The sequence below is a fragment of the Pseudomonas sp. NPDC007930 genome (genome assembly GCF_042958985.1).
GTDB lineage: Bacteria > Pseudomonadota > Gammaproteobacteria > Pseudomonadales > Pseudomonadaceae > Aquipseudomonas.
Map to the genome: position 1 here is coordinate 35,625 of NZ_JBIBKC010000018.1, position 26,325 is coordinate 61,949.

Genomic DNA, 26,325 nt, shown 5'->3' on the forward strand with positions numbered 1-26,325 from the left:
CTATAAAAATGAAAATCTGGCAGAAATTTCAAAACCGCCATGAGCGCAGGCACTTGGCAAAGCTGGAAAAAGTCGACCGTTTACCGGAAAAAATCCGCCTCAAGTACCCCCAGTTCGAAGTCGGCGCCGGCACCTACGGCGTACCTTTCGTGCGCCAGTTCAACGGTGAAACCGCCACGCTGCGCATCGGCGCCTACACCTCCATCGCCGGCGACGTGACCATCCTGCTGGGCGGCAACCATCGTACCGACTGGATTTCCAACTACCCCTTCCCGCTGGTGTTCAAGGAAGCCAAGCAGGTTCAGGACTTCAGCTACAGCAAGGGCGACGTGGTGATCGGCAGCGACTGCTGGATCGGCGAGCGGGCCACGATCATGTCGGGGGTGACCATCGGCCATGGCGCGGTAGTAGCGGCCGGCGCAGTGGTGACCAAGCCCGTGGCGCCCTACGCCATCGTCGGCGGCAACCCGGCCAAAGTGATCCGCTGGCGCTTCGATGAGCCCCTTCGCCAGCGGCTGCTGGCCAGCGCGTGGTGGGCGTGGCCCAGCGATGAGGTGGCGGCCATATCGCCGATGCTTTGCAGCGCGGATTTCGATGGGTTCTTCGAGTATGTGGCGCGGCGCGGGTGAGCCTGGGGGTGGCCTGGGTGGCCCATTGCCCTCCTGCACCGCGCCTATCACGAAACAGGTAAGGCCTGGCACACAGCATTGATCGCGCGCGGTAAAGGTGAGCGGTTGCCCCCACCTCACCCCAACGGATTGAACCCGCTCTCGGCGTGGCAATAGCGGTCCTTCATCTGGTCGCTCCAGGTTTGCTGTTCTTGCGCGGCGCGCGCAGCCCAGGCCCGGCATTGGTCGCGAAAAAACACCTTGGCGCCCTTGCGGCATTCCCGGTAATCGATAGACCCCCTGCCCTGGTTTTCACACACGCTGCCGCCATCGATGGCGTTGTTCACCACCACCCACTGGGCGAGGTAGCGATGGCGGCCGTCCCAGCCGTTGATCCATTGCTGGTCTACATCGCGGCTCAGGTTGCGGGCCTGCGCTTGGCGGCTCGCTCGCTCGGCGCGGAAGTTGGCCAGGTACTGGGCAGAGACCATGCCTTGGGGCTCGGGGCGAGGCTCGGCCGCACGTACCTGCGGGGGCGCCGGGCGGGGGGCTTCGCGTTGAGCAACAACGGGCGGGGGCGGCGCCGGCACCCGTGGGAGGGGCGCAGGGGGTGTTGGGGCGCCGGCTACGACCGGAGTGTGATGCAGCCATTGGTTGACCCGCGGCCAGGCGAATAATGCGCCCAGCGCCAGGGCAGCAATGGCGAACAGGTAGTAGCCGGTCGCCGTGGAGCGTCGCGGCCGGCGGCGGGCTTGGCCTTCACGCCAGCGTTCGGTTTGCTCGCGGTGGTCGGTGGGGAGCATGGCGAATCCTTCAGAAGCATCGCAACGGCAGTGCGTAGCGCTAACGTGAAGCTTACCGCCAGGGTGGGTTTAAGGCCATTAGCCATCAAGCCGACGCTTGAATGGCAGGCCAATCAGGGCGGAAATCGCGGGTTTCGAACCGTGCGCATGGCTTCAGGGCCCTTCGCCCGGCACAGCCGGCCTCCCACGGGTTCTGTGTTGCCTCGTAAATCAAGTACTTACACAAATCTCGTGGGAGGCCGTGGTCCGGCACTCCGGCTGTGCCGGGCGAAGGGCCGGCCGCCCTGCTGCACCTCCCCCGGTTATTCCCGCCGGCGAAACCGGGCGATGTCCTCGTCACTGACATCTTCCCGATAACACTTCGGCGCATACCCGCCCGGCTTGCTGTACGCGCTGCGCCGGCCGCACTGGCTGCCGTTGCGCGCCAACTGGTACGGGCAGGCACAGTTGCCGCGCCACTCGGCCATCGACTGCTGGATGATCCGCTGGGCGATTTCATCGTCGGCCGGCTGCGCGGGCTTGGCCCATGCGGCCGCCGAGCATAGCAACATCAGTAGCGCGCACCCCATGGCTCGGCGCATCGGCAAGCTCCTTTTGGCCTTTGTAACAGCCTATTTAGCCGATGGCATGCCATTTTGCCAGTACCGCTAAGCCACTTGGGCGATCCCGGCGGATTGTCAATCAATGACATTGCCGACTGCGCGGGCTGAGTTCAGCGCGCCGCACTCGGTGCCCGCGGTGCTTATCGCATAGCGGTTCTTCCCCGCGCTCTTGGCGCTATACAACGCATGGTCGGCCCGGCGCATCAGGCTCACCACCGGCTCGCCTGGCACATGCCGGGCCAGGCCGGCGCTGAGCGTAACGCGCACCCCGGCCAAGGGGCTGGCATTGATCGCGGCCGGCAGGCTCAGCACCAGGCCGATCGGCAGGAACCACAGCAGCGGGTTGCCCAGCGCGCTGGCCAGCGCGCCCAGGCAGGCGGTGCAGGTGCACAGCAAGAGCAGGCCGCTGAGCCACAGTTGGCGGGTGCTGCGCGCGCGCACGGTGAGGTAGCAGGTGATCGCCGCCACCCCGCAGTAGCCGTACAGCCAGGGCGGCACCGCCTGGCTCAGGCTGACCAGGGTCACGGCCAGGGTGCAGGCAAAGGTGGCGAGGATCTCACTGGAGATTTTCAGCGGGCGCAGCTGGGCGAAGCAGTGTTGCTCCAGGCTGGTGTCGGTACCGTGCATGGCAGGCGGCCTCGGCGGATGGCTCGGCGCCGTCCTGGTCTGGCCACTGCATCCGCGAACTCAAAGACTACGTGGGGCGGTGGGGTACTCCTTGCCGCCGCTTCGCTGACTCAGTAACACGGCCCGGCGCGGCACGCAAAACCTTCTATGCTGGCAAGCTCACACCGCAGGTAATCCGGGGCGGGCACCTTCGTTTGAACACCTTTCAGGAGCTTCCCATGCCTTCCAAGCTACTCGCCGATAAAGTTGCCCTGGTCCAGGGCGGTTCCCGTGGCATTGGCGCGGCGATCGCCAGGCGCCTGGCCGCCGACGGCGCCCGTGTGGCCTTTACCTACGCCAGCTCGGCGGCCAAGGCCGAGGCGTTGCGCGATGAAATCACCGCCGGCGGCGGCCAGGCCCTGGCGATCCAGGCCGACAGCGCCGACCCCGCGGCCATCGAGCGCGCGGTCGCCGCCACCGCCGAGGCCTTCGGCGGCATCGACATTCTGGTCAACAACGCCGGGGTGCTGGCGCTGGGCTCGGTCGAAGAACTGGCCCTGGCCGATTTCGACCGCACCCTGGCGATCAACGTGCGTAGCGTGTTCGTCGCCAGCCAGGCGGCGCTGCGGCACATGGGCGAAGGTGGGCGGATCATCAACATCAGCAGCACCAACGCCGAGCGCATGCCCTTCGCCGGTGGCGCCACCTACGCCATGAGCAAGGCCGCCCTCACCGGCCTGGCCAAGGGCATGGCCCGCGACCTCGGCCCCCGCAAGATCACCGTGAACAACGTGCAGCCGGGGCCGGTAGACACCGACATGAACCCCGCCGACGGTGAGATGGCCCCAGGCATGCTCGGCCTGATGGCGCTTGACCGCTACGGCACCGCCGAGGAAATCGCCGATTTCGTGGCGTTCGTGGCCAGCCCGCAGGCGGGGTATATCACCGGGGCCAGTTTGACCATCGACGGCGGCTTTGGGGCCTAGGCCAGGCGTCGCGAGCCTAGGTGCAACGCTGTGCAGCCAATCATTTACGCACACCCTCATAACCAACGGCGCTAACAACCCCGGCAAACACCCAAACGGCGGCCTATGCAAACCCTGCATCGGCCGCTTGCGAAAGTTGCATTTGTCACCCTCCTGAAAACCCGCCAAAACAGCGGCTCGCCCTTCCCCGTAATGGCCAGGAGAACCGCTATGCCAGCGCCGCTCGCAGCGCCCGCGCCACCCTTGGTGGCCACGCCCCTTCATGAACCGGTTTCGCGTTTGCCGATCCCCGCCGAGGCTGAGCAGCCGGCGGAGGTGGCCGCGTTGTTCAGGCAGTTCAGAACCCACTACGGCTTCGTGCCCAATTGGCTGGCCGCGCTGTCGACCAACCCGGGCACCGCAGTGCGCCTGGTGGCGTTCTATGAGCATTTGTTCGACCCCCGCCACAGCCAGCTCACCGCCCAGGACCGCGAACTGCTGGCAGTGGTCAGCTCGGCCACCAACGGCTGCAGCTACTGCGTGTTCAACCACACGGTGGCCTTGAGCGCCGCCTTGAACGACCCGATCCGCGCCCAGCGCATCGCCCGCGACCACCACGACATCGCCCTCACCCCGCGTGAACGGATCCTCGCCAACGTGGCGGAAAAACTCTCCCGCGACGCCCGCAGCCTCAACCCCGACGACTTCGCCGCGCTGGCCAGCAACGGCTTCAACGAGGCCGCGGTGCTGGAGATTTTCGAGGTGAGTGCGTTTTTCGCCTACGCCAACCGCCTGACCGCCGCGCTACGCGTGACCCCCGACCGTGTTTTCTTTGAACAGGCCACCCCATGACAGCCCTTACCCCGACCCCGGCGCCCAGCGCCACCGCGCAGGCGTTGCTCAGCCCTGAACTGCTCGAGCGCATCGCCAGCCGCGCGGGCGAGTACGACCGCGCCAACCAGTTTTTCCACGAAGACCTCGCCGAGCTGCAGCAGGCCGGTTACCTCAAGGCGCTGGTGCCGCAAGCGCTCGGTGGTGCCGGCCTGAGCCTGGCGGAGTACGTGCGCCAGCACAGCGCGCTGGCTGCCAGGGCGCCGGCCACCGCGCTGGCGATCAACATGCACCAGTACTGGGTGGGCACCGCCGCGCGGCTGTGGTACGCCGGTGACCGCAGCCTGGAGTGGGTGCTGCGCGAGGTGGCCGGGGGCAAGCTGTTCGCCGCCGGCCACGGCGAACCGGGCAACGATGCGGGCCTGGCCGACTCCAACGTGAAGGCCATCCCCCTGGGCGATGGCAGCTACCGCTTCGAGGGGCGCAAGGTGCTCACCTCGCTCAGCCCCGCCTGGGATTGGCTGGGGATTCATGGCCGCGACGATTCGGACCCCGCCCAGCCGAAAATCGTCCACGCCTTCATCGCCCGCGCCTGGCCTGGCCAGCGCAGTGTTGAAACCTGGGACGCCCTTGGCCTGCGCGCCACCCGCAGCGACGACACGCTGCTTGAAGGGGTGGTCGCGCCGGCCGCCCAGGTGGCCCTGGTGCTGCCACCGGGGCCGCCGGCCTCGGCGTTTACCGATGCCATCCTGGCGGCGGCGATCCCTGGCATTGCCGCGGTTTACCTGGGCATCGCCCAGCGCGCCTTCGAGCTGGCGGTGGCCAGCGCGCGCAAGCGCCCCTCGCGGGTATTGGGTGGGCAAAGTTTTGCCCACAAGCCCTTGACCCAATACGCCACCGCGCAGGCGGCGATCAGCCTCGACAGCGCCGTGGCGCTGTTGCACCAGGTGGCCGCCGAGCTGGACGCCGGCGTCGACCATGGCGCGCTGTGGCCAGCGAAGATTCTCGGCGCCAAGCAGTACGCGGTAGAGGCGGCGCAGAAGGTGGTCAACCTGGCCCTGGAGATCGCCGGCGCCGCCTCGCTGGCGCGCGGCAACGAGCTGGAGCGGCTGTACCGCGACGTGCGCGCCGGGGGCTTTCACCCGCCCAGCGCCCACGCCAGCTATGAAGCGATCGGGCAATCCTACCTGCTCGGCTGACCTTACCGGCGGCGCTGCCCAGCGCCGCCGGCCCGACGATACCGCCCGGCACGGGCGGCTCACCGCGAGACCTGCACCATGGCTTTAACCCCCGCATTACACGCTCGCTTCGGCGCGCTATTCGAGCGCATCCAGGCCAGCGCCGCTGAGCGTGACCGCTTGCGCACCCTGCCCTACGCCGAAGTCGCGGCCCTGGCCGAAGCCGGCTTCGGCGCGCTGCGTTTGCCGTTGGAACTGGGCGGCAGTGGCCTGACCCTGGCCGAGCTGACCGAGGCCCTGCTGGCCTTGGCCGAGGCGGATTCGAACTTCCCGCAAATCCTGCGCGCGCATTTTATTTTCGTCGAATCGCTACTGCTGGCGGCGCCCTCGGCTGCCCGTGAGCTGTGGCTGGAACGGGTCGCCGCCGGCGCCCTGATCGGCGGCGCGCACACCGAGCGGGGCCGCGCCAACAGCGACCATTTCGCCACCCGCGTGGAGCAGGACGGCGAGCGCCAGTGGCTGAGCGGCGAGAAGTACTACTCCACCGGCTCGCTCTACGCCGACTGGATCGCCACCCTCGCCGAGGGCGAGGATGACCGCCTGCTGCTGGTCGCGGTGCCGCGCCAAGGGCAAGGGGTGACCCTGCTCGACGACTGGAACGGCTTCGGCCAGCGCCTGACCGCCAGCGGCACCACGCGCTTCGAGCGGGTGCCGGTGAGCCCGGCCAGCCACCTGCCCAGCTTCGACCGGCTGGGCCCCTACGGCACCTCGCTGGCGCAGCATTTTCACCTGATCGGCTTGGCCGGCATCGCCCGCGCCGCGCACCGCGAGGTGCTTGCCTACGTGCGCGGGCGCACCCGTTACTTTGCCCAGGGCGGCGGCGCGCTGCCCAAGGATGACCCGATCATCCAGGCCGTGGTCGGCGAGGTGAGCAGCAGCGCCTATGGCGCCGAAGTGCTGGTGCGCGACATCGGCCGCCAACTCGATACCCTCGGCATGCTGGTGGCGGCGCCGGAGCAGGACCAGGCCGCCATCGAAGCCATCGAGCACGACGTGTTCCGCGCCCAGCACAGCATCAGCGCCAGCGTGTTGCAGGCCACTACGCGGCTGTTCGACGTCGGCGGCGCCTCGGCGCTGGACGCCCAGAAAAACTGGGACCGCTTCTGGCGCAATGCACGCACGCTGGCCAGCCACAACCCGATCGGCTTTCGCCTCAAGGCGATCGGCGCCCATGACCTCAACGGCACCGTTGCCCTGCGCCGCTGGTACAGCGGCGTGGACCTCAGCCAACGGCTTTGACCCTCCCCTACCCCTCTGCAAGGACCGCCATGACCGCTTTGTTCCGCCCCCGCCTGCTGCCCCTGCTGCTGTGCGGCGGCCTGCTCGGCTGCTCCCCGGCCGATGAACCGAAAACCGCCAGCACCGGCCCGGTCGCCGGGGGCACCCTGCGCTTTGCCATTTCCGAGGTGGTCAAATGCCTCGACACCGTGCAGTACGCTGACCGCGCCGCCGGCGCCATCGCCCAGCAGTACTTCGAGAACCTGGTGTTCCAAGACGAACACGGCGCCATCCCTCCCTGGCTGGCGACAGACTGGCAGGTGTCGGCCGACGGCCTCACGTACACCTTCAACCTGCGCCACGACAAGGTGTTCTCCGACGGCACAGCGTTCGACGCCGCCGCGGTGAAGAGCAACATCGACTACATCCTCAAAAGCACCTCATGGACGCGTATCTCCCTGCTGCGCGTGGCCTCGGCCGAGGTGCTGGGCCCTTACCAGGTGGCGATCAAGCTGCTGGAGCCCGACAGCGGCACCCTCGAGGCGCTGGCCGACCCGATCGTGCCGATGCAGTCGCCCAAAGCCATCGCCCAGGGCCCGGCGCAGAACTGCGCCACGCCGTCGGGCACCGGGCCGTTCAAGGTGGCGGCGTTCGACCAACAGGCCGGGGTGAGCTTCGTGCGCAACGAGCACTTCACCCAGGGCCCGCCGATCGTTAGCCATCAGGGCCCGGCGTACCTGGAGAAGGTCGACTATCGGTTCATCACCGACAACGCCGCGCGGCTGGCGGCGCTGCAGTCGGGCGCGGTAGACGCCATCGAAGGGGCGAACGTGGAAAACACCGCGGCGTTCAGCGCCGACCCGTCGATCAGCCTGATCACCGCCGCGCGCAAGGGCATCGCGGATATTTTCTTCCTCAACCGCACCCACGCGCCGTTCGACGATGAGCGGGTGCGCCAAGCGTTCATCAAGGCGGTCGACATCGCCACGGCGCTGAAAACCGCGTACTTCGGCCAGTACCCGCCGCTGTATTCGCCGATCAGTTCGACCACCACCTACCACCAGGCCCTGCCCCAGTATTACCAGCACGACCCGGCCCAGGCCAACGCCCTGCTCGACGCTGCCGGCTGGACCGGGCGCGATGCCGAGGGCTACCGCACCCAGGGCGGCCAACGCCTGCAGGCGACCTTCGTGCTGGCTGCCAGTGAGATCCCGGCGATCGTCTCGACCCTGCAGCAGGCACAGGAGGCGCTCAAGCAGGTGGGCTTCGCGCTGAACATCCGCCAGGTCGATGGCGCCACCGCGCTGGCCAACGCCTACGCCTGGCGCTACGACGTGGTGCGCATGAGCTACAGCAAGAACTCACCCGACATTCTCCGGGCGATGTTCCATTCCGAGAACGCCACGGCCAACCCGGATGGCTCGCACAAGGCGCCCACCCCGGTGCTCGACGCCACCCTCGACCACCTGCTGGAACAAGCGACCCGCGCCAGCGACGACGCCCAGCGGCGTTCGTTCTACCAGCAGGCCCAGGCACGCCTGGGCGAGTTGGCGGTGCTGCTGCCAGTGGCCGACCAGCAAACCCGCCTGGCCTACAAGCCGCAGGTGCACGGGCTGCGGGTGTGGCCGGCGTCGAACTACGTGGGGCTGTATGACGTGTGGCTGGCGCCGCAGCGTTGAGCCCTGGGCTGATCACAAAAGGAGGGCCACCACGATGGCCAGGCTGTTGAGAACCCTACGCCCGCTGCCCGGCCAGTTGCTCGGCGCGGCGCTGGTGATGTGGGCGGTGGTGAGCATTACCTTCATCGCCCTGCGGGTGGTCCCCGGGGACCCCGCGCGGTTGATTGCCGGCGGCGGCAGCGGCATCGACGTGCCGGAAGCGGTGCTGGCGCAGGTGCGCGCCCAGTATGGCCTCGACCTGCCGCTGCCGCAGCAGTACCTGAACATGCTGCTGGGCTTTGCCCAGGGGCATTTTGGCTACGCCTACAGCCTGCGCGATGACATCGCCGCGCTGCTCGGCCGCTACCTGGGGCCGACCCTGTTGCTGGCGGCGCTGGCGCTGTTGTGCGCCTGGTTGCTGGCGCTGGCCTTCGTCGCCGGGGCAAGCCACGGCGGGCGCTGGGCGGCGCGGCTTGGCGCCTGGCTCGAAGTGCTCGGCGCCTCGCTGCCGCACTTCTGGCTGGGGGCGCTGTTGATCATGCTGTTCGCGGTCAAGCTGCGCTGGCTGCCGGCGGTAAGCGACGCCCACAGTGTGGCCGGGCTGGTGTTGCCGGTACTGACCCTGGCGCTGCCCTGCGCCGGGTACCTGGCGCAAATCCTCCGCGGCGCGCTGCAGCACGCCGAGCGCGCGCCGTTCGTGCTCAGCGCCCGCAGCCGCGGCGAGAGCGAAGCCGGGGTGCTGCTGCGGCACACCCTGCGCCACGCCGTGGCGCCGGCGATCAGCGCGTCGGCGAGTTTTGTCGGGGCGCTGCTCAGCGGCGCGGTGGTGGTCGAGAACGTGTTCAGCCGCCCGGGCCTGGGGCGGGTGTTGATGGCTGGCGTCGACAGCCGCGACATCCAACTGGTGGCGGCGGTGGTGACGCTGTCGGCGCTGATGTACGTGGTCGCCAACCTGCTCGCCGACCTTGCCTTGCGCGCCCTCGACCCACGCGGCCAAGGGGAGGCCCAGCCATGAGCCTGACCCTTGCGCGGCGCCCGGCCTGGCAACTGCCACGGTTGCCGCTGGGGGCGGCAGCGGCCCTGGCGGTGTGGTTGCTGTTGCTGGCCGCGGCGCTGCTGCCGCAGTGGCTGGCGCCGTACGCGCCGACCGCCATGGACACCTCCGCGGTGCTGCGCCCGCCCGCCGCCGGCCATTGGCTGGGCACCGACGAGAACGGCCGCGACCTGCTCAGCCGGGTGATCTACGGCACCCGCGACTCGCTGGCGATCGGCGTACTGGCCACCCTGCTGGGGCTGGCCCTGGGGCTGCTGTTCGGGGTGCTCGGCGGGCTCGGCAACCGCGCGCTGGACTGGGCCGCGACGCGGCTGGTGGAGGTGATGTTCGCCTTCCCGTCGATCGTGCTGGCGCTGTTGTTCATCACGGTGATGGGCAGCGGGCCCTACAGCACCGGGCTGGCGGTGGGGCTGTCGCTGTTCCCCGGCTTTGCCCGGATCATCCGCGCCCAGGTGCGCAGCCAGCGCCGCGCCGACTACATCAAGGCGGCAGTGGCGCTGGGGCGCGGGCCGGGGTTCATCCTCTGCCGGCACCTGTTGCCGAACGTGATGTGGCCGCTGCTGGCGCTGTTCACCCTGGGCATTGGCCAGGCCATCATCTGGGGCGCGGCGCTCGGCTACCTGGGCCTGGGCGCGGCGCCGCCGGCCTCGGAGTGGGGCCTGTTGCTGGCCAGCGGCAAGAATTTCATCTATTCGGCGTGGTGGCTGACGTTTTTCCCTGGCGCGTTGATCGCCGCCACCGCCATCGCCGCCACCGCCCTGGGGCGCCATCTGGAAGGCAGGAGCCTGCAACCATGAGCCACGCGATCGTCACCGCGCGCAACCTGACCATCGGCTTTGGCCACGGCGCGCAGCTGCGCCAGGTCGTTCACGGGGTAGACCTGAGCCTTTACTCCGGGCAGTGCCTGGCGTTGGTGGGGGAGTCGGGTTCGGGCAAATCGGTCATTGCAAAAAGCCTGGTGGGGCTGCTCGGTGAGCAGGCGCAGGTCAGCGCCGCCGAGCTGCAACTGGCCGGGCACAACCTGCTGGCGCTGCGCGGGAGGGCCTGGCGCCGGCTGCGCGGCGAGCAAGCCGGGTTCGTGCTGCAAGATGCGCTGGTGTCGCTCGACCCATTGCGCAGCATTGGCGCCGAGGTGGGCGACCTGTTCCGCCTGCACCGCCCACAGCTCAGCGCGGCGCAACGCCGGGAGCAGGTGCTGGCGGTGCTGGCCGAAGCCGGCATCAGCGACCCTGAACAACGCATCGACCTGCGCGCGCCGCAACTCTCCGGCGGCTTGCGCCAGCGGGCGTTGATCGCCGCGGCGGTGGCGCTGCGCCCCCCGGTGCTGATCGCCGACGAGCCGACCACCGCGCTCGACGCCAGCGTGCAGGCACAGGTGCTGGCGCTGCTGCGGCGGCTGGCCGACCAGGGCACGGCGCTGTTGTTGATCAGCCACGACCTGGCCGCGGTGGCCCAGGTGGCCGACCACATCGCGGTCATGCACAGTGGCCGCCTGGTCGAGCAAGGGCTGGCGGCGCAGGTGCTGCATCAGCCGCGCTCGGCCTACACCCGGCAACTGCTGGCGGCCGTGCCGCGCCCCGAACGCAAGGGCCAGCGCCTGGGCAACGCCGCGCCGGTGGCGTTGCAGGCCCTGGCCCAGGCCCGCCCAGGGCCGGCAAAGGCTGGGGCAGCGTTGAGCGTGCAGGGCCTGAGCAAGCGCTTTGCCCTGCCCCAGCAAGCGCCGCGCCAGGCACTGGCCGAGGTGAGTTTCGAGCTGGCGGCCGGAACCACCCTGGGTATCGTCGGGGAGTCCGGCTCGGGCAAAACTTCACTGGCCAATATCATCCTCGGGCTGTTGCAACCTGACGCCGGCCAGGTGCTGCTCAACGGCCAGCCGTGGGCGGCGCCGGGGCTCAGCGAGGCGCAGCGGCGGCCGCGGCGGGCCGAGGTGGGGGTGGTGTTCCAAGACCCCCTCGGCTCATTCGACCCACGCTGGTCGGTGGCGCAAGTGCTCACCGACGCGCTGCTGCTCGGCCAGCGCCGCGCTCCGCGCACCGTGCTGCCACAACTGCATGCCCTGCTCGACGCCGTTGGCCTGCCGCAGGCGCTGCTGGCGCGCAGCCCGCGCTGGCTCTCCGGCGGCCAGCGCCAGCGCGTGGCGATCGCCCGGGCGCTGGCCCACGCGCCGTCGCTGCTGGTGTTCGACGAGGCGGTGTCGGCGCTGGATGTGTCGATCCAGGCGCAGATACTCGACCTGCTGGGGCAGATACAGCGGGAGCTGAAGGTCAGTTGCCTGTTCATCTCCCATGACCTCGACGTGGTCCACCACGTGAGCGACCAAGTGCTGGTGATGAAAGACGGCCGCGTGGTCGAACACGGCAGCGCCGAACGGGTGCTGCTGCGGCCACAGGCGGCCTATACCCAGGCGCTGGTGGCGGCGGCGCGGGCGGGCCAGGGGCACAGGGCGCCGGAGGTGCTGCGGGTGGCGACCTGACGGCCTGGGGGGCTCTGCGCTGGCTGGCCCTTCGCCCGGCACAGCCGGAGTGCCGTTCACTTAAGCGATTTCAGGGCTTCATGGAGGGGATCAATCTGTGAGCTCTGCTGAATTTGTGCATGAACTTCAGTGCCTATCGCCCGGCACAGCCGGCCTCCCACCAGATGTGTATAAATATTTGATATACGAAGCAATATAGAACCTGTGGGAGGCCGGCTGTGCCGGGCGATAGGCACTGAAGCGCTTGTACTGAACCATCAGCCTTCACAGCTTGATCCAGATGGCGACCTGACGGCCTGGGGGGCTCTGCGCTGGCAGCGCCGCCTACACCGCCAACGCCGCACCCGCCAGGGCCTGTTGCGCGGCTTGCAGGTCGAGCTCCTGAAGGATCTCGACGAAGCTTTTGGCCCAGGGCGACAGCGGGTAGTCGCGCAGGCTGACGACGCCGTAGCGGGCCTGGCGTTCTTCGGCGGTGCCGGGCAACCCGGCCACTTGCAACAGTTGCAAGCCCTGCGCGGCCTGCGGCGCGCCGCCGGCGTGGGGCAGCAGGCCGATGGCGTCGCTGTTCAGCGCCAGCGCCAGCGCGGCCTGGGCGCTGTCGCACTCGAACGCCGGCACGAACTCGCGCTGGCGCAGCGCCGTGCCCAAGCCCCGGCGCAGCTCACGCAGGCTCAACGCGGTGGCCAACGGGTAGCCCAACAGCGCCCCCACCTCGACCACCGGCGCCTGCGCCAGTGGGTGCCCCGGCCGGCAATAGAAACTCCAGCGCTGCGGCAGCAGGCGCACCACACGGTAGCGTGGGTCGGCCTCCAGTTGCCCTACTTCCGCCACCGCCAAGTCGATCTCGCGGCTGTGCAAGGCGCGCTCCAGCGCCGCGCCACGGGCCTGGCGGTAACGCACCTTGAGCGCCGGGTGCTCGCCCAGCAATTGCGCCAGCGCCTGCGGCACCAGGGCCCCAACCAACGCCGGCGCGCAGGCCAGGCGCAGGCTGCCCTGTTCCTCGGCGCAAAAGCGGTCGAGCTCCTGTTTCAAGTCCTGGTAGTGCTCCAGCAACGGCCGCGCGTAATCGAGCACCAGGCGCCCCGGTGAGGTGGGCGGCAGGCCCTTGTCGTTGCGGTCGACCAGCAAGTGCCCGGCCTGCCGTTCGAGGTTCTGGATGCTCCGCGTGAACGCCGACTGCGAGAGGTTCACCGCGGTGGCCGCGGCGGCAAAACTGCCGTGGTCGATGAGCGCCACGAAGTGGCCGAGCGTGCGCAGGTCCATATGCATTTTTCACAACCCTCGATTCGCTTTTTCTCAATTGCCCACGGCTAGGGCTGCCACTTATAAATCTTGCGCCAACCAAACCAGAAGTAACTAAAACTTCTACTTTTATTCCACATAGCGAATGCGTCGATCACTGCGATTCTCTTCCGTCAACGGAAATGCTCGCTGACCCGAGTTCCATTCCGGAAGAGGATGCCTCACGTGAAACAGCTGTTGCAGAGCCCTACCCGTACCCTGCCCCACCGCCCCTTGTTCAAGGCCAGCGCGTTGTCGCTGTGCCTGGGCGGCTTCGCCCTGCCGGTGCATGCCGAAGACGCGCACCTGGCCACCGTGGTGGTGCAGGGCAGCGAAAAACCCGAGCAGCAAGAGGCCAAGAAAGCCCTCGACAAAGTGGCCGGCAACACCGCGCTGATCGACAACGCCAAGGTCGAGCAAGGCCGCAGCGCCAACGCCGAAGACGTACTCACCCTGCAACCGGGGGTGTTCGCCCAGTCCACCAGCGGCACCACTGGCAACAAGATTTCCATCCGCGGCTCAGGCCTGGGGGTGTTCTATGGCGGCAACAGCCTGGGCATCAAATACCTCTACGACGGCCTGCCGGTCACCGGCGTGGCCGGTACCCACGAAGACCAACTGAACCTGGTGGGCGTGGACCACACCGAGATCCTCTACGGCGGCAACGCCTTCGCCTACACCGCCACCTCCCTCGGTGGGGCGATCAACTTCGTCAGCAAGACCGGCTACACCGACCCGGGCACCACGTTGCGCTTCGAAGGCGGCAGCTTCGGCTACCGCAAGCGCGAGATCAGCACCGGTGGGGTGATCGGCGACGCCGACTACCACTTCACCGCGGTCAGTGACGAGCGCCGTGGCTACCAGAGCGACACGCCCAACCACCACGAGTACTACGTGGGCAACTTCGGCTACCAATTGAGCGACCAATTGGAAACGCGGTTTTTCTTCCGCTTCGGTCAGGGCTCGCTGTACAACGGCGGCACCCTCACCCTGCGCCAGCTCAAAGACGACCCGCGCCAGAGCGGCGCGGTGTCCAAGCGCAGCGCCACCGGCACCACGGTGTTCGGCAACCGCACCACCTACACCTTCAACGACGGCTCCAAGCTCGAGCTGGGCCTGCAGCACAACCGCTACCCGCTGCAGGTGAACTACAACACCAACACCCCCAGCCTGTGGCGCTACACCGACATCGGCACCTCGCTGCGTTACCTGCGCACCGGCGACCAATTGTTCGGGCTGAACAGCGACACCACCATCGCCCTCAGTGACATCCGCCTGCGCCACGGCAACGCGCGTTACTACAGCGGCAGTGGCGATGACCGCGCGTACACCGAAAAAGCCGTGTACAACGACTCCCACGACTCGGTACTGGCGTTCGGCAACGAGCTGCAACTGACCGACACCACCTGGCTGGTCAGCGGCCTCTCGGCGATCAACATCGGCCGCGACGTCAGCCTGCCGTACCGCACGGCGGTAGACGCCGAACACACCCGCGACAGCGTCGATTACAACGAGTGGTTCCTCGCCCCGCGGCTGGGCTTTCGCTGGCAGTTCAGCCCCGAATTGCAAGTGTTCGGCAACGTCACTCGCTCGGTGGATGGCCCGGCGGTGTGGAACTACCAGAACGGTGCGGTCGGCACACGCTACATCCAGCCGCGCAAGGCACAAACAGGCACCACCGCGGAGCTCGGCCTGCGTGGCCAGCACGGCATCTTCGACGGCAGCCTGGCGCTGTACCGCTCGTGGATCAAGGACGAAATCCTCTCGACCGTGCTGGAGCCGGCAACCAACAACAGCGCCGAGGTGATCGGCTGGTCGAACGCCTCGCCGACCATCCACCAGGGCATCGAAGCAGCACTGAACGCGCAGCTGTGGAAGGGCGCCAACGGCGACGTGCTGAGCCTGCGCCAGGCGCTGACCGCCAGCCAGTACTTCTACCGCCACGACAGCACCTTCGGCGGCAACAAGCTGCCCGGCCTGCCGGAAACCGTGTACCAGGCCGAGCTGCACTGGCAAGCCACGCGCGGCTTCTATGCCGGGCTGAACCTGCGCTACAGCTCGAGCTACTACGCCGACTACGCCAACACCCTCAAGGCACCTTCCTACACCTTGCTCGGCGCCAAGTTCGGCTACGAGGCGCCGAGCAAGCGCTGGAGCGTGTACCTCGACCTGCGCAACCTCACCGACAAAAAGTACGTCACCGCCGTGAGCAACTCCTACGACCTGCAAGGCCAGGATTCGGCGGTGTTCTACCCCGGCGACGGCTTCTCCGCGTTCAGCGGCGTTTCTTACCACTTCTAACCCGGGAGGCCCGCCCATGGCCCGTGAACTGATCTACAACGGCTTTTTGCACCTGACCCCCAACCACCACAGCCACGGCTACTGGCGCACCGAAGAGGGCCGCGTGCAGTACGGCTACAGCAAGCTCGAGCCCTACCTGGAAGTGGTCAAGACCCTCGAGCGTGGCCTGTTCGACACGCTGTTCATCGCCGATGTGGTCGGCGTGTACGACCTCGAATTCGGCGACGGCACCACCACCATCCGCGCCGGCTCGCAGTTCCCCGAGCCAGACCCGGTGACCATCGTCTCGGCCCTGGCCGCGGCCACCGAGCACCTGGGCTTCGCGGTGACCAGCAATATCATCCAGAGCCACCCGTTCAGCTTCGCCCGGCAGTTGTCGTCGCTGGACCACTTCAGCCACGGCCGGGTGGCCTGGAACATCGTCACCTCGTACCTCTCCAACGGCTTTCGCAACTACGGTTACGACACCATCGCCGCCCACGACGACCGCTACGCCTGGGCCCAGGAGTATGTAGACGTCGCCTACAAACTCTGGGAGCACTCCTGGGAAGACGGCGCGGTGCTGCACGACCCGGCCAGCAACCGTTTCTTCGACCCGGCGAAGATCCACCGCATCAACCACGTGGGCGAGCGCTACAAGGTCGAGGGCCCGCACATCGTCGAGCCGTCGCCGCAGCGCACGCCAGTGCTGTTCCAGGCGGGCAACTCGGTGGCCGGGCGGGCCTTTGCCACCCGCAATGCCGAGATCACCTTCCTGCCCTCGCACACGCCCGAGGCCGCCCGCCGCGACATCGGCATTCTTGACCAGGCCTTGCGCGCCAACGGCCGCGGCAGCGAGGCGCTGAAGAAGATCGTGATGCTCTCGACGGTGATCGGCTCGACCGAAGAAGAAGCCAAGCGCAAGCAACGCCACCTGCTGGAAAACATCGACGTCGCCGCGCTACAAGCCTTCCACAGTGGCGGCAGCGGCATCGACCTGGCCCGGGTCGACCCCGACACGCCACTGAGCGAGCTGAAGGACCGCGCCGAACTGGGCGACCACGTGCGCTCGAATTTCCGCGCCGCGGTCGACGCCGACCATGGCCACGGCAAGCCGCTGACCTGGGGTGAGTACCTGCTCAACAACGCCTTGTTGCCGGGGCGCTTCGCCGGCACCCCGGAGCAGATCGCCGGCCTGGTACAGCGTTGGGCCGATGCCGGCGTGCACGGCTTCAACGTGGTACCGGTGACCACCCTGGGCTGGTGGGGTGAGTGGGTCGACCAGGTGGTGCCGGTGCTGCAGCAACGCGGCCTGGCCCAGCGCGAATACCACCCCGGCACCCTGCGCGAAAAACTCCTGCGCCAGGGCCCACGGCTGCCCGGCCAGCACCACGCGCGGCGGCTGAGCATCGCCTGAGCGCCACTTCAACCGAGGATACCGCCATGCCCCACAGCACCGAACTGCAGGCCCTGTACGCCCGCCTCGCGGCCACCGCCGCGGCGCGCGAGCGGCGCCGCGAGCAACCCTACCAGGAAGTCGCCGAACTGGCCGCGCTGGGCTTTGGCGCCCTGCGCGTGCCTACCGCCCTGGGCGGCGGCGGCCTGAGCGTGGCCCAGCTAACCGAACAACTGCTGCAACTGGCCAGCGCCGACGCCAACTTCGTGCAGGTGTTCCGCGCGCACTTCATCTTCGTGGAATCCCTGCTGCTGGCCGAGCCCTCGAGCAACCGCGACCTCTGGCTACGGCGCATCGCCGCCGGCGCGGTGGTGGGCGGCGCGCACACCGAACGCAACCCGGTGAACACCGATCACTTCGCCACCCAGTTGCACAGCGAAGGCGGCGAACGCTGGCTCAGCGGCGAGAAATACTACGCCACCGGCTCGTTGTTCGCCGACTGGGTAGCGACCCTGGCCGAGGACGAAGACCAGCGCCTGACCCTGCTGGTGGTGCCGCGCGACGCCGAGGGGCTGAGCCTGCCCGATGACTGGGACGGCTTTGGCCAACGCCTGACCGCCAGCGGCAGCGCGCGCTTCGAGCGGGTCAAGGTGGGCGCGGAAAACGCCCTGCCGATTTTCGAAAGCCTGGCGCCCTATGCCACCTCGCTGGCCCAGCATTTTCACCTGATCGCCCTGGCCGGGATCGCCCGCAATGCCCATGCCGACGCGGTGGACTACGTGCGCGCACGCACCCGTTACTTCAGCCATGGCAGCGGCCAACTGCCCAGGGACGACGCCCAGGTGCAAGCGCTGGTCGGCGAGCTGAGCAGCGCCGCTTACAGCAGCGCGGTGATCGTGCGCGACATCGGCGAACGCCTCGACACCATGGTCGCCTGGCTGGCCCAGCCCGGCGCCAACGCCGACGCCCTCAACGGCCTCGAGCATGACGTGTTCCGCGCCCAGCACCTGCTGGTGCAGCGGGTGCTCGAGGCGGCGACCCGGCTGTTCGACGTCGGCGGCGCCTCGGCGCTGGCCGAAAGCCGCAACTGGGACCGCCACTGGCGCAACGCCCGCACCCTGGCCAGCCACAACCCGGTGGATTTTCGCCTGCGCGCCATCGGCAACTACGAGTTGACCGGCGAGGTGGCCTTGCGCGCCTGGTTCAGCGGCGTCGACCTGCGCCAACGTGCCTTCTAACCCTGCCCCGGAGCCCCCATGCCTGTGATTTCCCGCCGTCGTTTTCTCACTGCCAGCGGCTCGCTGGCCCTGGCCGCGCCGTTCGCCCTGAAGCACGGCTGGGCATTCGCCGCCGGCGATGCCCCGCGCAGCGGTGGCACCTTGGTGATCGGCCAGTACCAGGAGCCGACCTTCTACGACCCGAACCGCCAGTACTCCTGGGAAACCTACCGGGTCGACCGGCACATCTATGAATCGCTGGTCGGCGAAGACCTCAGCCAGCCGGCCAGCGCTGGCCCGCCGCCGCTGGTGCCGGCGCTGGCCGAGCAGTGGGAGGTGAGCGCCGACCAGACCACCTTCACCTTCACCCTGCGCCAGCAAGTGAGCTTTCACGACGGCACGCCGTTCGACGCCGAGGCGGTGCGCTTCAACGTGCGGCGCTTCACCGACCCCAGCTTCGAGTACTTCGACGTGCAGGCCAGCGCTTCGATGCGCCCAGTGTATGGCCAGCTCAAGGCGCTCAACGTACTTGGCAGCCACCGCGTACAGTATGTGTTCGCCCGGCCGTTCCGGGACTTTCTGCGGCTGTTGCCCCAGGGTAACTACGTGTCGGGGTTCTTCAGCCCCAAGGCGCTGCAAACCCATGGCCAGAACGGCCTGGCCGAGCATGCCTGCGGCACCGGCCCATACACCCTGGTGGCGCGGGTGCGCGGGGAAAAAACCGAGCTGTTGCGCAACCCTCACTATTGGGGGCCGGCGCCGCTGCTCGAGCGCTTGATCTTCCGCCCCATCGCCGATGACGCCACCCGCCTGAGCGCGCTGCAGGGCGGCGAGATCGACCTGCTCACGCGCACCCCCACCGATGCCATCCCCAGCCTGCAAAGCGCCGGTTTCACCGTGCACGACAGCAGCAACGCCGGTGAGCTGTTCCTCAGCTGGAACTTCAACAATCGCTTTGCCAAAGACCTCGCCGTGCGCCAGGCGGTGATCCACGCCATCGACCGCGACGGCCTGGCGAGCAGTTTGTTCGGCGGCTACGCGCGGCCCAACCGCAACATCTACAACCTCGGCAACAGCGCCTACGACCCCCACCAGCAAGACTACCCCTACGCCCCGGACAGCGCCCGCAAGCTGCTGCGCGACGCCGGCCACGCCGAGGGCTCGGTGAGCTTCACCATTGCCACCGATGTGGCCAACCAGCCGGTGATCGAATGGCTGCGCGATGACCTGGCCAAGGTGGGCATCGAGGTGAAGATCGTTTCCCAGGAGTGGCTGAGCTACACCTCGCGGCTGGCCAAGCTGGATGACGACACCGCGTTGTTCGCCATGGAATGGGGCTTCGTCACGCCCTACTGGCTCAAGCTCGTCTACGACGGCTACGTGGTCGCCCGTGGCGGTGGCGGCGCCCTGCTCGGCGCTGCGCTGGGCCCGGCGATCGACGCCGCCGCCAGCACGGTGGATGAACAACAGGCCCTGCACAATTGGCGCGCGGCCAATGCCTTGCTGCAGCAACAGGCGGCCATCGTCCCGCTGCTGACCTTCAACCGGTACTTCACCACGGCGCCGAAGGTGCGCGGCTTCAACGTACCGGCGCAGAACTTCTACGACCTCGCCCGTGTGTGGTTGCAGGCATGAGCCGGCTCGCGCTGTTGCGCCTGCTGCAGGCACTGCCGCTGTTGCTGGTGGTGTCGGTGTTGGTGTTCCTGATCGCCCACGCCGCCCCCGGCGACCCCATCGCCAACGCCCTGCAGGGGCAGGTGTCGCAGGCCTCGATCGATGAAATCCGCGCCAGCTATGGGCTCGACCAACCCCTGCCGACGCAGTACCTGGCCTGGCTCAGCCACCTGCTGCGCGGCGACTGGGGCACCTCGCTGGCGCTGAAGGTGCCGGTGTTCAGCGTGCTGGCGCCGGCGTTTGCCAACACCTCGCTACTTACCGCCGCAGCGGTGCTGCTGTGCGTGCTGTGCGGGGTGGCGGTGGGGCTGTACAGCGGCCTGCGCCGCGGCAGCCTGGCTGACCGGCTGCTGCTGTTGTTGATCCAGCTGGGCCACAACCTGCCGGTGGCCTGGCTGGGGCTGGCGCTGATCTGGCTGTTCGCGATCCAGTTGCGCTGGCTGCCGGTGTCGGGCATGTACGACCTGCGCGGCGCCAGCGGCGCCCTCGACCTGCTGCGCCACCTGCTGCTGCCGGCGTTCGCCGCGGCGATCATCTCGATGCTGATCCTTGCCCGGCTGGTGCGTGCCACGGTGATCGACATCGACCAGGCCGATTACATCCGCACCTGCCGCGCGCTGGGCTACAGCCGCGGGCAGATCGTGCGCCGGCACATGGGCCGCAACCTGCTCGGGCCGGTGGTGAACATGACCGGCCTGCAAATCGGCTACCTGCTCAGCGGGGTGATTTTCGTCGAGAAGGTGTTTGCCTGGCCGGGCATCGGCACCCAGCTGTACAACGCCGCCGCCGGCCAGGATTACCCGATGATCCAGGCCGGGGTGATGCTGGTGACCGGCTGCTTCGTGGCGATCAACCTGCTCACCGACCTGCTGCTCGACGCCCTCGACCCCCGCGCGCAAACAGGAGGCGCCCTATGACTGCCACCCTTCAGCGGCCCCCGGCACCTTGGCGGCGCCTGGGGCGCAACCGCCTGGCCAGTGCCAGCCTGGTGTTCATCGTGCTGGTGCTGCTGGCCAGCCTGCTCGCGCCGTGGCTGGCGCCGTACGACCCGAACTTCGCCCAACCGCGCCTGCGCCTGGGCGGGCTGGGCAGCCCCGGGCACTGGCTGGGGCTCGACGCCCAGGGCCGTGACCTGTTCAGCCGGGTACTGTGGGGTGGGCGCAGCGCGCTGCTCGCCTGTTTGCCGCCGGTGCTCGGCGCGGCGCTGCTGGCCCTGCTGCTGGGGCTGTTCGCCGGCTGGCGCGAGGGCCGCGCCAGTGCTCTGGTGATGCGCGTGCTCGACATGCTGCTGGCCTTCCCCATGGTGTTGCTCGCCATTGGCCTGGCGGCAGCCTTTGGCCCGGGGCTGGCGGCGGTCAGCCTGACCATCGGCCTGGCGGCGCTGCCCTACCTGGCGCGGGTGGTCTACGCCGACGTGCGCGCCGAGCGCGGCAAGGACTACCTCGCCGCCGCCCGCGCCCTCGGCGCCAGCCCGGCGGCGCTGCTGTGGCAAGAGCTGCTGCCCAACGTGCTGACCAGCGTGGTGGTGTACGCCACCACGCTGGTGGGCGGCATGCTGGTGTTTCTCGCCGGCCTCGGCTTCATGGGCCTGGGCGTGCAGCCGCCCTATGCCGACTGGGGGCGGATGGTCAGCGAAGGCGCCAGCGTGATGCTCCAGGGCCACGCCCATGTGGCCACCGTACCCGCCCTGGCGATCGTTGCCGTGGCCCTGGCCTTCAACTGGCTGGGCGACGGTTTGCGCGACGCCCTCGACCCTCGCGACTAGGAGCCGACCATGAGTTTGCTGGACATCACTGACCTGCACGTGGCCTTTGCCGGGCAACCGGCCGTGCAAGGCCTGAACCTGGCCCTGGAGGCCGGCGAGATCCTGGCCCTGGTGGGCGAATCCGGCTCGGGCAAAAGCGTCACCGCCAGCGCCCTGATGGGCCTGTTACCGCGCCGTGGCACCCGCCTGCGCGGCAGCCTGCGCTTCAACGGGCAGGCCTTGCTCGGGCTGAGCGAAGCGGCGCTGAACCGTGTGCGCGGGCGCGGCATCGGGATGATCTTCCAGAACCCACTGAGCGCGCTCGACCCTTCGTTCAAGGTCGGCCAGTTGCTGCGCGAAAACCTGCGCCACAAGCAGGGCCTGCGCGGCGCCGCGGCCCAGCGCGAGGCCTGCCACTGGCTGCGCCAGGTGGGCATCAGCGACACCGCGCGGGTGCTCAATGCCTACCCGCACCAGCTCAGCGGCGGCATGCGCCAGCGGGTGATGATCGCCCTGGCGCTGATCGGCCGCCCGGCGCTGTTGATCGCCGACGAGCCCACCACGGCGCTGGACGCCACCGTGCAGAAGCACATCCTCGACCTGCTGCTGAGCATCAACCAACGCCATGGTACGGCGATCCTGATCATCACCCATGACTTCGGCGTGGTGGCCTGGATGAGCCAGCGGGTGGCGGTGATGCGCGCCGGGCGTGTGGTCGAACAGGGCCCGACCGCGGCGCTGCTGGGCACCCCGCAACACCCCTATACCCAGGCGTTGATCCGTGCCGTGCCAGTGCTCGGCAGCCGCCCGCATGCCCCGCGCCGCGCCCCCGCCGCGGGCGAGCCACTGCTGGAGGTGCGCGAGCTCAGTAAAACCTTCAGCCAGGCCACCGGCTGGCTGCGCGCGCCGCAACAGGTGGCCGCGGTACAGGGGGTGAGCCTGGAAGTGCGGGCCGGGGAGATTCTCGGGCTGATCGGTGAATCCGGCTCGGGCAAATCGACCCTCGGCCGGCTGATCGCCCAACTTACCCCGGCCAGCAGCGGCAGCGTGCGCTTCGATGGCCGCGCCTTGCCGGTGGCCAACGCCCACGACCACCAGGCGTTCTGCCGGCAACTGCAGTACGTGTTCCAGGACGCCAGCGCCTCGCTCAACCCCCGCCGCACCGTGGCTGAGCAACTCACCGCGCCGGCGCGGCGGCTGGGCCTGGCCAGCAGCACCAGCCAGGCGCTGGAGCTCGCGGTGCAAGCGTTGGAACAGGTGAACCTCGGGCCGGAGCACCTACACCGTTACCCCCATGGGTTTTCCGGCGGGCAACGCCAGCGTATCGGCATCGCCCGGGCACTGGTGGTGCAGCCGCGGCTGATCATCCTCGACGAGCCCACCTCGGCGCTGGATGTGTCGATCCAGGCGCAGATCCTCGAACTGCTGCTGGCACTGCGCGAGCGGCTGAACCTCACTTACCTGTTCATCGGCCACAGCCTGCCGGTGATCGAAACCTTCTGCGACCGCGTGGCAGTGATGGAACAAGGCCGCCTGGTGGAAACCTTCGCCGCCGGCGATTTGCTGGCCAACGCCCGCCACCCCTACACGCAAAAACTGCTGGCCTCGGTGCTGCCCATCCGCCTGAACGCCGGCCCCACTGCCCAGGCTTTGCAGGCCTGAGCCCTTTGCACTGACGCCTACACACTGAACAAGGAGCCTTACCCATGAGCCAAATCGACGCCGCCTGGGGCGCCGGCCCCGACGCCGCCTACGAAACCCTGGCCGAACGCTTTCGCCCACTGTTCGCGCGGATCCGCGAAGGCGCGATCAGCCGCGAGCTGAACCGTGAACTGCCACTGGAGCAGATCCGCTGGCTCAAAGAATCCGGCTTTACCGCGCTGCGCGTGCCCCAGGCCTACGGCGGCAGCGGTGCCAGCCTGCCGCAGTTGTTCAACCTGCTGATCGAGCTGGGCGAAGCGGACTCCAACCTGGTGCAGGCGATCCGCGGCCACTTGGGCTTTGTCGAGGGCGTATTGGTCAGCCGCCAGCCGGCCCGGCGCGAGCGTTGGCTGGCGCGCCTGGGCCGCGGCCAGTTGGTCGGCCCGGCCTGGAGCGAGGTGGGTGAGGTGGCCCGCGGCCGCTTCGGCACCCGCCTGGAGCCCCACGGCCAGGGCTGGCGGTTGTTTGGCAGCAAGTTCTACACCACCGGCACGCTGTACTCGGAGTGGGTCGACGTGGGCGTGAGCGGCAGCGACGGCGAGATCTTCGCCGTCACCGTGGCCCGCGAGGCCCCGGGCGTGCAAGTGCTGGACGATTGGAACGGCTTCGGCCAGACCCTCACCGCCAGCGGCACCGCGCACTTCGACCAGGTCGCGGTGGACGAGGCCGACATCAATCGCGAGCAGCGCTTTGGCTACGCCCCGGCGTTTTTCCAGCTGGTACACCTGGCCACCCTCGCCGGCCTTGGCCGAGCCCTGAGTGGCGAGGTGGCGCAGGCCGTAGCCAACCGCACGCGCACCTACAGCAACGGCAACGCCGACCGCGCCGGGCAAGACCCGCAAGTGCTGCAGGTGGTCGGCCGCCTGCGCGGCGCGGCCTACACCAGCGGCGCGATCACCCTGAAAAACGCCGAGGCCTTACAGCGTGCCCATGCCGCGCAGCTGGGCGAGGATGAAACCGCCGCCACCCAGGCGGTGGCGATCGCCGAGCTGGAGGTGGCCCAGGCGCAGAGCATCGTGATGGACCTGATACTCAACGCCACCACCACCCTGTTCGACGCCCTCGGCGCCTCGGCGACCCTGCGCCCGCTAGGGCTGGACCGGTTCTGGCGCAACGCGCGCACGCTGTCCTCGCACAACCCGCGGATCTACAAGGAGCGGATCGTCGGGGACTACGCGGTGAACGGAACGGCGCCGCCGGAGCAGTGGCGGATCGGCGTGGCCTGAGGGCCCTGAAGCCCTTGCAGCCCAGCCAGCCCTGCCACAACAATGGCCCTTCGCACTGCCATTGAAGGCCCCCCCATGTACGCCTCTGAACGCTTGAAGGGCATCGACGTGTTCGTCTGCGTCGCCGAGCTGGGCAGTTTCACCCGCGCCGCCGAACCGCTGAGCCTGAGCAGCTCGGCGGTGAGCAAGGGCATCGCCCGGCTGGAGCAGCGCCTGGGCATCAAGCTGTTCGAGCGCACCACCCGGCGGCTGGCGCTGACGGCCGCGGGCGTAGCGTTCTATCGCGCCTGCAAAGGCATCCTCGCCGAGCTGGAAGCCGCCGAGCTGGCGCTGCAGGCCGAGCACCGCGAGGTCAGCGGCCATGTGCGCATCGACCTGCCGGCCAGCTTTGGCCGCAAGCAGGTAATGCCGGTGCTGCTGGGCGTGCTCAGGCGCTACCCGTTGCTGCGCCCACACGTGACCTTCAGCGACCGGCTGATCGACCCGCTGCTCGAGGGGGTCGACCTGCTGGTGCGCATCGGCGGGCCGAAGGTGTGGCCCGAACACCTGGCGTTCCGGCAACTGGGCGTGCAGCGCCTGACCTACTGCGCCACGCCGGCCTACCTGGCGGCGCATGGGGTACCGGCGAGCGCCGCCGACCTCGCGCGGCATGCCTGTATCGGCTATGCCCAGCCCGGTGGGTGGGTCACCCCGTGGTTCCGCGAGGGCGCCGCGCCCACCGCCATGGGCAGCGCCACGGTACCCGCGTGGCTGGCGCTGGGCGATGGCGAGGCCGAGCTGATGGCGGTGCTGGAGGGCTTGGGCATTGCCCAACTGCCGCGCTGGCTGATCGCCGCGCAGCTAAAAGCGGGGGTGCTGGCCGAGGTGCTGCCGGGCCTGGCCTTCGACGGCCCACCCATTCACCTGGCGTGGCAGCGCGCCCGCGCCACCCTGCCCAGGTTGCAGGTGTTGATCGAGGCACTGGGCAGCGAACTGGCCGCGGGCCTGGCCGAGCCTGGATTGATGAATTCAATTCCCGGCTGAGCGGAAAAACCGCCCGAGATGGGCCTTGGCAGGCGCCCTAAGATGGGTGTGCGCGGCAAGCCTGCCGCCGCCACCCCTGAGGAGCCTGGCCATGCCACTGGTACGCATCGACACCCGCACACACCCAGACCCTACCCGCCTGCACAGCATTGGCCGGGTGGTCTACGCCGTCCTGCGCAGCGCCATCAACGTGCCCGAACAGGATAACTTCCAAGTGCTGGCCGAGCACGACGGCGGCCGCTTGGTGTACGACCCGCACTACCTCGGCATCGCGCGCAGCGACGGCCAAGTGTTCATCCAGATCACCCTGAACGAAGGGCGCAGCCTCGAGCAGAAAAAGGCCCTCTACCAGGCCATCGCCGAGGGCCTGCAGCACGAGGCGCAGGTGCGCCCGGAGGATGTGTTCATCAGCCTGGTGGAGGTGAAAAAAGAGAACTGGTCGTTTGGCAATGGGCTGGCGCAGTACGCGGGGTGATCGGTTTGACGGGCTTTCGCTCGGCCCAGCCGGGCGAAGGGCCCAGCGCCCCAACCTAGAGCACCCCGCCCCACCCGGTGACCCACGATCGCCCACGCCCGCCCCTCGCCACGCGCCCTTCCCGCCCCCACCCAGCCCGGCTTCACGGCCCCCGCAGCCGCTCCTGACGATACTGGCACCGTAATTGCTTTTGTCGAAATACCATCTTGTATACATGATGGTATTTAACCACCGAGCGTTCGCCGCCGGACC

23 protein-coding genes are annotated in these 26,325 nt (G+C 68.6%); 19 read left to right on the forward strand and 4 right to left on the reverse strand.

Annotated features, from left to right (window positions below; genetic code table 11):
• Positions 1-8: 8 nt before the first annotated feature.
• Complete coding sequence (locus tag ACFZCE_RS23835) at positions 9-629, forward strand: DapH/DapD/GlmU-related protein (protein WP_390943001.1); 621 nt, start codon at positions 9-11, stop codon at positions 627-629.
• 116 nt (positions 630-745) lie between these two features.
• Here ACFZCE_RS23835 and ACFZCE_RS23840 read toward each other — a convergent pair whose 3' ends face one another.
• From ACFZCE_RS23840 to ACFZCE_RS23850, 3 genes are all read right to left on the reverse strand, one after another.
• A complete protein-coding gene (locus ACFZCE_RS23840) occupies positions 746-1,099 on the reverse strand; it encodes a hypothetical protein (RefSeq protein WP_390943002.1) in 354 nt (117 codons plus the stop codon).
• 614 nt (positions 1,100-1,713) lie between these two features.
• Complete coding sequence (locus tag ACFZCE_RS23845) at positions 1,714-1,992, reverse strand: hypothetical protein (RefSeq protein ID WP_390943003.1); 279 nt, start codon at positions 1,990-1,992, stop codon at positions 1,714-1,716.
• A 96-nt stretch (positions 1,993-2,088) separates the two neighbouring features.
• Positions 2,089-2,640 (reverse strand): GGDEF domain-containing protein, encoded by a 552-nt coding sequence (locus ACFZCE_RS23850; RefSeq protein WP_390943004.1) that lies wholly within the window; start codon positions 2,638-2,640, stop codon positions 2,089-2,091.
• 218 nt (positions 2,641-2,858) lie between these two features.
• On the opposite strand from ACFZCE_RS23850, the gene ACFZCE_RS23855 reads away from it, so the two are divergent.
• The 8 genes from ACFZCE_RS23855 (at position 2,859) to ACFZCE_RS23890 (ending at position 12,056) form a co-directional block, all read left to right on the forward strand.
• Positions 2,859-3,605: an SDR family oxidoreductase gene (locus tag ACFZCE_RS23855; protein ID WP_390943005.1), complete on the forward strand. Its 747-nt coding sequence runs from the start codon at positions 2,859-2,861 to the stop codon at positions 3,603-3,605.
• A gap of 210 nt (positions 3,606-3,815) precedes the next feature.
• Positions 3,816-4,436: a peroxidase-related enzyme gene (locus tag ACFZCE_RS23860; RefSeq protein WP_390943006.1), complete on the forward strand. Its 621-nt coding sequence runs from the start codon at positions 3,816-3,818 to the stop codon at positions 4,434-4,436.
• Positions 4,433-5,614: an acyl-CoA dehydrogenase family protein gene (locus tag ACFZCE_RS23865; RefSeq protein WP_390943007.1), complete on the forward strand. Its 1,182-nt coding sequence runs from the start codon at positions 4,433-4,435 to the stop codon at positions 5,612-5,614. The genes ACFZCE_RS23860 and ACFZCE_RS23865 overlap by 4 nt, the downstream gene beginning before the upstream one ends.
• 78 nt (positions 5,615-5,692) lie before the next feature.
• Positions 5,693-6,892, forward strand: coding sequence for an acyl-CoA dehydrogenase family protein (locus ACFZCE_RS23870; protein ID WP_390943008.1), 1,200 nt, complete (start codon positions 5,693-5,695; stop codon positions 6,890-6,892).
• 29 nt (positions 6,893-6,921) lie between these two features.
• Positions 6,922-8,550 (forward strand): ABC transporter substrate-binding protein, encoded by a 1,629-nt coding sequence (locus tag ACFZCE_RS23875; protein WP_390943009.1) that lies wholly within the window; start codon positions 6,922-6,924, stop codon positions 8,548-8,550.
• Positions 8,551-8,584: 34 nt separating this feature from the next.
• The gene (locus ACFZCE_RS23880) at positions 8,585-9,544 is read left to right on the forward strand and encodes an ABC transporter permease subunit (protein ID WP_390943010.1); all 960 of its coding nucleotides are present in this window, start codon (positions 8,585-8,587) and stop codon (positions 9,542-9,544) included.
• Positions 9,541-10,380: an ABC transporter permease subunit gene (locus ACFZCE_RS23885; RefSeq protein WP_390943011.1), complete on the forward strand. Its 840-nt coding sequence runs from the start codon at positions 9,541-9,543 to the stop codon at positions 10,378-10,380. Before ACFZCE_RS23880 ends, ACFZCE_RS23885 begins: the two co-directional genes overlap by 4 nt.
• Positions 10,377-12,056, forward strand: a complete 1,680-nt coding sequence (locus ACFZCE_RS23890) for a dipeptide ABC transporter ATP-binding protein (RefSeq protein WP_390943012.1) — start codon at positions 10,377-10,379, stop codon at positions 12,054-12,056. Before ACFZCE_RS23885 ends, ACFZCE_RS23890 begins: the two co-directional genes overlap by 4 nt.
• A 324-nt stretch (positions 12,057-12,380) precedes the next feature.
• Here the strand turns inward: ACFZCE_RS23890 and ACFZCE_RS23895 are convergent, their stop codons facing one another.
• Positions 12,381-13,319, reverse strand: a complete 939-nt coding sequence (locus tag ACFZCE_RS23895) for a LysR substrate-binding domain-containing protein (protein ID WP_390943013.1) — start codon at positions 13,317-13,319, stop codon at positions 12,381-12,383.
• A 195-nt stretch (positions 13,320-13,514) separates the two neighbouring features.
• On the opposite strand from ACFZCE_RS23895, the gene ACFZCE_RS23900 reads away from it, so the two are divergent.
• From ACFZCE_RS23900 to ACFZCE_RS23945, 10 genes are all read left to right on the forward strand, one after another.
• Entirely contained in the window at positions 13,515-15,638 is a 2,124-nt protein-coding gene (locus tag ACFZCE_RS23900) for a TonB-dependent receptor domain-containing protein (protein ID WP_390943014.1), read from the forward strand.
• 16 nt (positions 15,639-15,654) lie between these two features.
• Positions 15,655-17,034: an NtaA/DmoA family FMN-dependent monooxygenase gene (locus ACFZCE_RS23905; RefSeq protein ID WP_390943015.1), complete on the forward strand. Its 1,380-nt coding sequence runs from the start codon at positions 15,655-15,657 to the stop codon at positions 17,032-17,034.
• Between the two features lie 26 nt (positions 17,035-17,060).
• The gene (locus ACFZCE_RS23910) at positions 17,061-18,251 is read left to right on the forward strand and encodes an acyl-CoA dehydrogenase family protein (protein ID WP_390943016.1); all 1,191 of its coding nucleotides are present in this window, start codon (positions 17,061-17,063) and stop codon (positions 18,249-18,251) included.
• 18 nt (positions 18,252-18,269) lie between these two features.
• A complete protein-coding gene (locus ACFZCE_RS23915; RefSeq protein ID WP_390943017.1) occupies positions 18,270-19,865 on the forward strand; it encodes an ABC transporter substrate-binding protein in 1,596 nt (531 codons plus the stop codon).
• Positions 19,862-20,821: an ABC transporter permease subunit gene (locus ACFZCE_RS23920; RefSeq protein ID WP_390943018.1), complete on the forward strand. Its 960-nt coding sequence runs from the start codon at positions 19,862-19,864 to the stop codon at positions 20,819-20,821. The genes ACFZCE_RS23915 and ACFZCE_RS23920 overlap by 4 nt, the downstream gene beginning before the upstream one ends.
• Entirely contained in the window at positions 20,818-21,669 is an 852-nt protein-coding gene (locus ACFZCE_RS23925; protein WP_390943019.1) for an ABC transporter permease subunit, read from the forward strand. Before ACFZCE_RS23920 ends, ACFZCE_RS23925 begins: the two co-directional genes overlap by 4 nt.
• A gap of 9 nt (positions 21,670-21,678) precedes the next feature.
• A complete protein-coding gene (locus tag ACFZCE_RS23930) occupies positions 21,679-23,310 on the forward strand; it encodes a dipeptide ABC transporter ATP-binding protein (protein ID WP_390943020.1) in 1,632 nt (543 codons plus the stop codon).
• A gap of 44 nt (positions 23,311-23,354) precedes the next feature.
• A complete protein-coding gene (locus tag ACFZCE_RS23935; protein WP_390943021.1) occupies positions 23,355-24,575 on the forward strand; it encodes an acyl-CoA dehydrogenase family protein in 1,221 nt (406 codons plus the stop codon).
• 75 nt (positions 24,576-24,650) lie between these two features.
• Positions 24,651-25,598 (forward strand): LysR substrate-binding domain-containing protein, encoded by a 948-nt coding sequence (locus ACFZCE_RS23940; RefSeq protein WP_390943022.1) that lies wholly within the window; start codon positions 24,651-24,653, stop codon positions 25,596-25,598.
• Between the two features lie 91 nt (positions 25,599-25,689).
• Positions 25,690-26,073, forward strand: coding sequence for a tautomerase family protein (locus ACFZCE_RS23945; RefSeq protein WP_390943023.1), 384 nt, complete (start codon positions 25,690-25,692; stop codon positions 26,071-26,073).
• Positions 26,074-26,325 lie beyond the last annotated feature (252 nt).